This window comes from Nocardia tenerifensis NBRC 101015 (assembly GCF_000308715.1).
Lineage (GTDB): Bacteria > Actinomycetota > Actinomycetes > Mycobacteriales > Mycobacteriaceae > Nocardia > Nocardia tenerifensis.
Window position 1 is genome coordinate 1 of record NZ_BAGH01000088.1, and the last position, 4,703, is coordinate 4,703.

General features: G+C 66.9%; 6 protein-coding genes and 1 rRNA gene. 6 read left to right on the top strand and 1 reads right to left on the bottom strand.

Going from position 1 to position 4,703, the window contains the following annotated elements; genetic code table 11:
• Positions 1-127: 127 nt before the first annotated feature.
• The 6 genes from rrf (at position 128) to ON39_RS50415 (ending at position 3,619) form a co-directional block, all read left to right on the top strand.
• Positions 128-244, top strand: a 5S ribosomal RNA gene (gene rrf, locus ON39_RS06845).
• Positions 245-662: 418 nt separating this feature from the next.
• A complete protein-coding gene (locus tag ON39_RS06850) occupies positions 663-974 on the top strand; it encodes a hypothetical protein (protein ID WP_040732375.1) in 312 nt (103 codons plus the stop codon).
• A gap of 268 nt (positions 975-1,242) precedes the next feature.
• A complete protein-coding gene (locus ON39_RS06855) occupies positions 1,243-1,458 on the top strand; it encodes a hypothetical protein (protein WP_146251203.1) in 216 nt (71 codons plus the stop codon).
• A 254-nt stretch (positions 1,459-1,712) separates the two neighbouring features.
• Complete coding sequence (locus ON39_RS06860) at positions 1,713-2,429, top strand: rhomboid-like protein (RefSeq protein WP_051186367.1); 717 nt, start codon at positions 1,713-1,715, stop codon at positions 2,427-2,429.
• A gap of 69 nt (positions 2,430-2,498) precedes the next feature.
• Positions 2,499-3,185 carry an endonuclease NucS gene (nucS, locus tag ON39_RS06865; protein WP_040732377.1) on the top strand — a complete coding sequence of 229 codons (687 nt, stop codon included), beginning with the start codon at positions 2,499-2,501 and terminating at the stop codon, positions 3,183-3,185.
• A 125-nt stretch (positions 3,186-3,310) separates the two neighbouring features.
• A complete protein-coding gene (locus tag ON39_RS50415) occupies positions 3,311-3,619 on the top strand; it encodes an Rv1322 family protein (protein ID WP_083894281.1) in 309 nt (102 codons plus the stop codon).
• 316 nt (positions 3,620-3,935) lie between these two features.
• Here the strand turns inward: ON39_RS50415 and ON39_RS06870 are convergent.
• On the bottom strand, positions 3,936-4,703 hold a 768-nt coding region (locus ON39_RS06870; protein ID WP_040732378.1), incomplete at its 5' end, for a hypothetical protein.

Here is a 4,703-nt window from a genome sequence, read left to right on the forward strand (position 1 = left end):
TATCCCGTGTCGATGGGTTCAGGGGCTCGCCCTTGTTTGTCAGGGTGTGGGGTTTCAGGGGCCGCAGGCCCCTGAACAATCCCTCTGGTGAACCTGGGACATGAGGTGTGTGACAGTTTCATAGAGTTACGGCGGCCATAGCGGCAGGGAAACGCCCGGTCCCATTCCGAACCCGGAAGCTAAGCCTGCCAGCGCCGATGGTACTGCACTCGACAGGGTGTGGGAGAGTAGGACACCGCCGGAACATCCTTCACGAAAGCCCCCAGCCCCCGCTGGGGGCTTTCGTCGTCCCACCCCAAAACCTCGCACTCCCTCTCAGGCCCCGCACCGCCTCTAGGGCACTAAAGCCAGTGCGCCTCCCGAGAGAGAGTGCGGATCTCGAGGGGTCCGGACCCGAACTGCACAGGACCGGGCACCCATCCAGCACACAGCACCCGACCAAGCGACCCGAAGCGCGTCCGGCGGCGCGACACCAGGCCTACCTGGGGGCGTCACCCCTCGCTCAGGCTCGCAGCAGCTCGAGATAACGGAATCCCGCACTCCCTCTCGGGAGCCGCACCGCCTCTAGGGCCCTAAAGCCGGTGCGGATCCAGAGAGAGAGTGCGGGATTTGAAATCTCGTCGCCTGTGTTCCTCTTCCATCCGCATCGAATGGCTGCCGCAGTGGACGACGCGCACACCCCCCGAGCGGAAAGCGAGGCGGGAGAATCCGGACAGTTGGCTCGATGGGCCGAGCATCTGATGCGGCACCCATGGTCGTATGCCATCGCGGTCACCGCTGGTCTACTTGTCGCCGCGACGCCGATGCCGTGCATGACGCTGGGTATCTGCATGGAGCGTCGCGCGATGGAAGGCAGGCCAGACCGTATCGGCCAGGACCTCTTGGACCGGGAAGCATCCGGACTGGCGAGCGCGGCGTTCATTGTGCTGCGACGTCCGGCTGAGGCCGCGGAGCCGGATACCGGGCCCTGCTGACCGCCCTGCGACCGGATCCCGCAGTGGCCGCGGCGACCACGCTCGACAACGGCACCGACGTCACCGCTATCGTGGTCGTCCCGCGATGCTCGCCGGATGCACCGGCGCTGGTCGACCTGGTGCACCGGATCCATACGGAGATCGCGCCCGTCACCGCACCGCCAAGCCCACCGGTGTTGGTCGCGGTGCGCTCGTCACCGATCTGCTCGTCGAGATATCGCTCGAGCTGTGGTAGGTCGTCGGTGCGGCGCTGGTCATCATGTTCTTGGTGCTGACCCTTGTCCTGCGCAGTCTGCTGCTGCCGTTGAAGGCCATCGTGATAAGTCTGCTGGCGACGGGCGCCGCCTTCGAGCTGACGGTGCTGTTCGAGGTGCGGGCGAGGCCGGCGGCGGTGATCCGCCTCATCCTGATACCCGCGCTGATGCAGACCATGGGTCGCTGCAACTGGTGGTTCCCGTCGTTTCACCGGTCAGCGAAGGGGTGATCCGAGCGCGCGGCCGCGGGAGGTGGGGCAGTCCGCTCGACCGATCCGAACGAACACCGGAAACCGTTGCTGTCTCTCAGTAAAGTGGTCTCACCCTGCCGTGACCGACTGGTTGTGGCACAGTAAGGCACCGTCCGGACGTCTTCATACCGTTCGCCGACGATCAGTTTCGCAACAGATTCACAGGGAATACCCAGGTCGTGCCCGGCACCGGCGTCGATCATGGAGACGTAGCAGGACAAACGGAGGCGTGCATGGCCATTGCGACAACCACGGACGACCGGACGGCGGTCGTCGGTTCTCGCTGGTGGCGACCGAGGGTGCCCGCGACCGTCGGATACCTCGCCGCGCTGGTCATCGTCACGTCGATCTTCTCCGCGCTCAGCGATTCGGCACAGTCGAAGGTGGTGCTGCACGCCAGCACCAATCTGCACAATCTCCTGCAGGGGCGTGTCGTCACGCTGCTGTCGAGTGCGCTGGTGATCGGCGATGTCGGCACCGCCTGGCTGATCATGCCGTTGCTGGCCTGTCTGCTGGCCCTGGCGGAACTGCGGTTCGGCGCGCTGCACATGGTGCGCGTATTTCTTGCCGGGCACATCGGGGCGACGCTGCTCGTCGCCGCCGGACTGTGGGTGGCGGTCGAATTCGACTGGCTGCCCGCGAGCGTGCGCTGGAGCGAGGACGTCGGCATCAGCTACGGCGCGATGGCACTGATCGGGGCGCTGTTGTTCGTTGTGCCGAGCAGGTGGCGGATCGCTTGGGGCGCAGTGTGGTTCGCGGGTGCGGTCGCCGGAGTGCTGCTCGGACAGACCTTCACCAATGTCGGGCACCTGGTGGCCTACTGCATCGGCTCGGCTGTGGGCTACGGCATGATCCGAACCAAGACGCCGGTCACCCGTCGGTTCACCAAGGTGGAACTGGCGCTGCTCGGCACGAGCATGGTGCTCGCCGCGGCCATGCTCTTCGGCTGACCGCGGGTACCCGACAACTGCAGCCGGGTTGACGACAACGGCCGTCGCCCGTTCACCTAGAGTGCTTGGGTGCGCCTAGTGATTGCTCGCTGTCAGGTCGACTACGTAGGGCGACTCACCGCCCATCTCGCGATGGCTCGCCGCCTGCTGATGGTGAAAGCGGACGGCTCGGTCCTCGTGCATTCCGACGGAGGCTCGTACAAGCCGCTGAACTGGATGAGCCCGCCGTGCTGGCTGGAAGAGCGCGGTGCCGCCGAGGTCCCCGAGGGCGCGAAGGCGCTCTGGGTCGTCACCAACAAGGCGGGCGAGGAGCTCCGCATCACCATCGAGGACATCGAGCACGACTCGTCGCATGAACTCGGTGTCGACCCGGGCCTGGTGAAAGATGGTGTCGAGGCTCATCTTCAGGTACTGCTCGCCGAACACGTCACTACCCTCGGCCCCGGCTACACGCTGATCCGGCGCGAGTACATGACCGCGATCGGTCCGGTGGATCTGCTGTGCCGCGACGCCGACGGCGCCACGGTCGCTGTCGAGATCAAGCGTCGCGGTGAGATCGACGGTGTCGAACAGCTCACCCGCTATCTCGAACTGCTCAACCGTGATCCGCTGCTCGCCCCGGTCGCCGGCGTCTTCGCCGCACAGCAGATCAAACCGCAGGCCCGCACGCTCGCCGAGGATCGTGGAATCCGCTGTCTCGTACTGGATTACGACGCCCTGCGCGGCACCGAAAGCACCGAGTTCCGCCTGTTCTGATCGACGTGCCTGGGGATTCGGCGAACCGGGGCGGACCGCCGGTCGTCGTTCATCGAATAGCCGAGGCGGCCGGTGCGGGTCGGACAGGCTGAACGGCGCCGTCGGCCGGGTAATAGGCTGGCGGCATGCCTCGTCGGAAACCGCGCGCAGACGGTCACACGGGCCGCTCGCGGACGGGCGGCGCGCCACTCGGCGATGTCTTCGGCCGGACCGAGGCGGGGCCGGACGGTGACGAGACCTATGTTGTTCGCACCATCCCGGGGGCCCGGGCGGTGAAGGTCTATCGGTGTCCGGGGTGTGACCACGAGATCGCGCAAGGCGTGGCGCATATCGTCGCGTGGCCCGCGGACGGCGGGGAGGACGATCGGCGGCATTGGCATCGCGGTTGCTGGAACGGCCGGCGGACGCGGGGGATTACGCGCCGGTGGTCGTGAGCGCCGCCGAGCGGCCGAACGCTCGGGCGGGTCGATGGCGTTGCGCGTCACGATGCTTGGCCGAATAGCCTTGCGAGAGACGGTTGTTCGGCGGCACTCTCAATGGCCTTGTGAAGCAGGTCATTTCGCCGCGCTCTCGGCGTGCCGGGCGATGTCCGCCCTGGACGTTGTGACCTCCGATCCCGAAAACTCGGTTGGCGCAGTGGATTCCGGGTAAGCACCGCCCGCACCCCCGGAATTAGGAAGGCCGCCCCCGGAAAGGGACGGCCTTGGTTCGAATTCGGTTGGGGTACTGCGTTAGTCGCCGCGTGACCCGTTAGTTGCTGATGTCGGCGTTCTCGCGCTCCTCATCGACGATGTCGTCTTCCTCGGACGCGACCTCGGGGATGGCCTTGCGGCTGGACCCGGCGACCTGCTTGGTGTTGTTGCCGATCGACTTGCGGTTGTCCGGAACGCCGTCCAGCAGTTCGCTTTCCCGGTTGACCGCGGCGAGCATCGCGGGCACGGAGTCGAGCTGGCCGCGGATGCCGAGCAGCTGGGCGAGCACGCGGCCGCGCAGGACGCGCATCTCCTCGGCCAGTTCCTTCGCGTGCGCGATCTTGCGCTCGGAGGTCTGGGTCGCGGAGGTGATGAGGCGGTTGGCCTCGTCGGTCGCGTCCTTGATCCGCTGGGCGGCCTCGGCGCGGCTGGTGGCCTCCAGCTCCTCCATGGCGCGGGTGAGCTTGGTGCGCCGCTCCGCCATGGTGACCTCGAAGTCCTGCTGGGCCGCCTTGCGCTTGGCGTCGGCCTCCTTGCCGAGGCGGTCGGCCTCGGCCTGCGCGGCCTCGATGATCTTCGCGGACTCGGTGCGCGCGTTGGCGAGGGTCTGCTCGAACTCGATCTCGAGCGCCTCGCGCTTTTCCTTGGTTTCGGCCAGCAACGACTCGTACTTGCCACGCATCTCGGTGGCCTGCTGCTCCGCGATCGACACCATCTCCGCGGCCTCGGCCTGCGCCAGGGCACGAACCTCGGAGGCCTCGTCGGAGGCCAGCCGCAGCATGCGGGAGATGCGGTCGGACATGCCCTCCGCGGTGGTGGGCGGCAC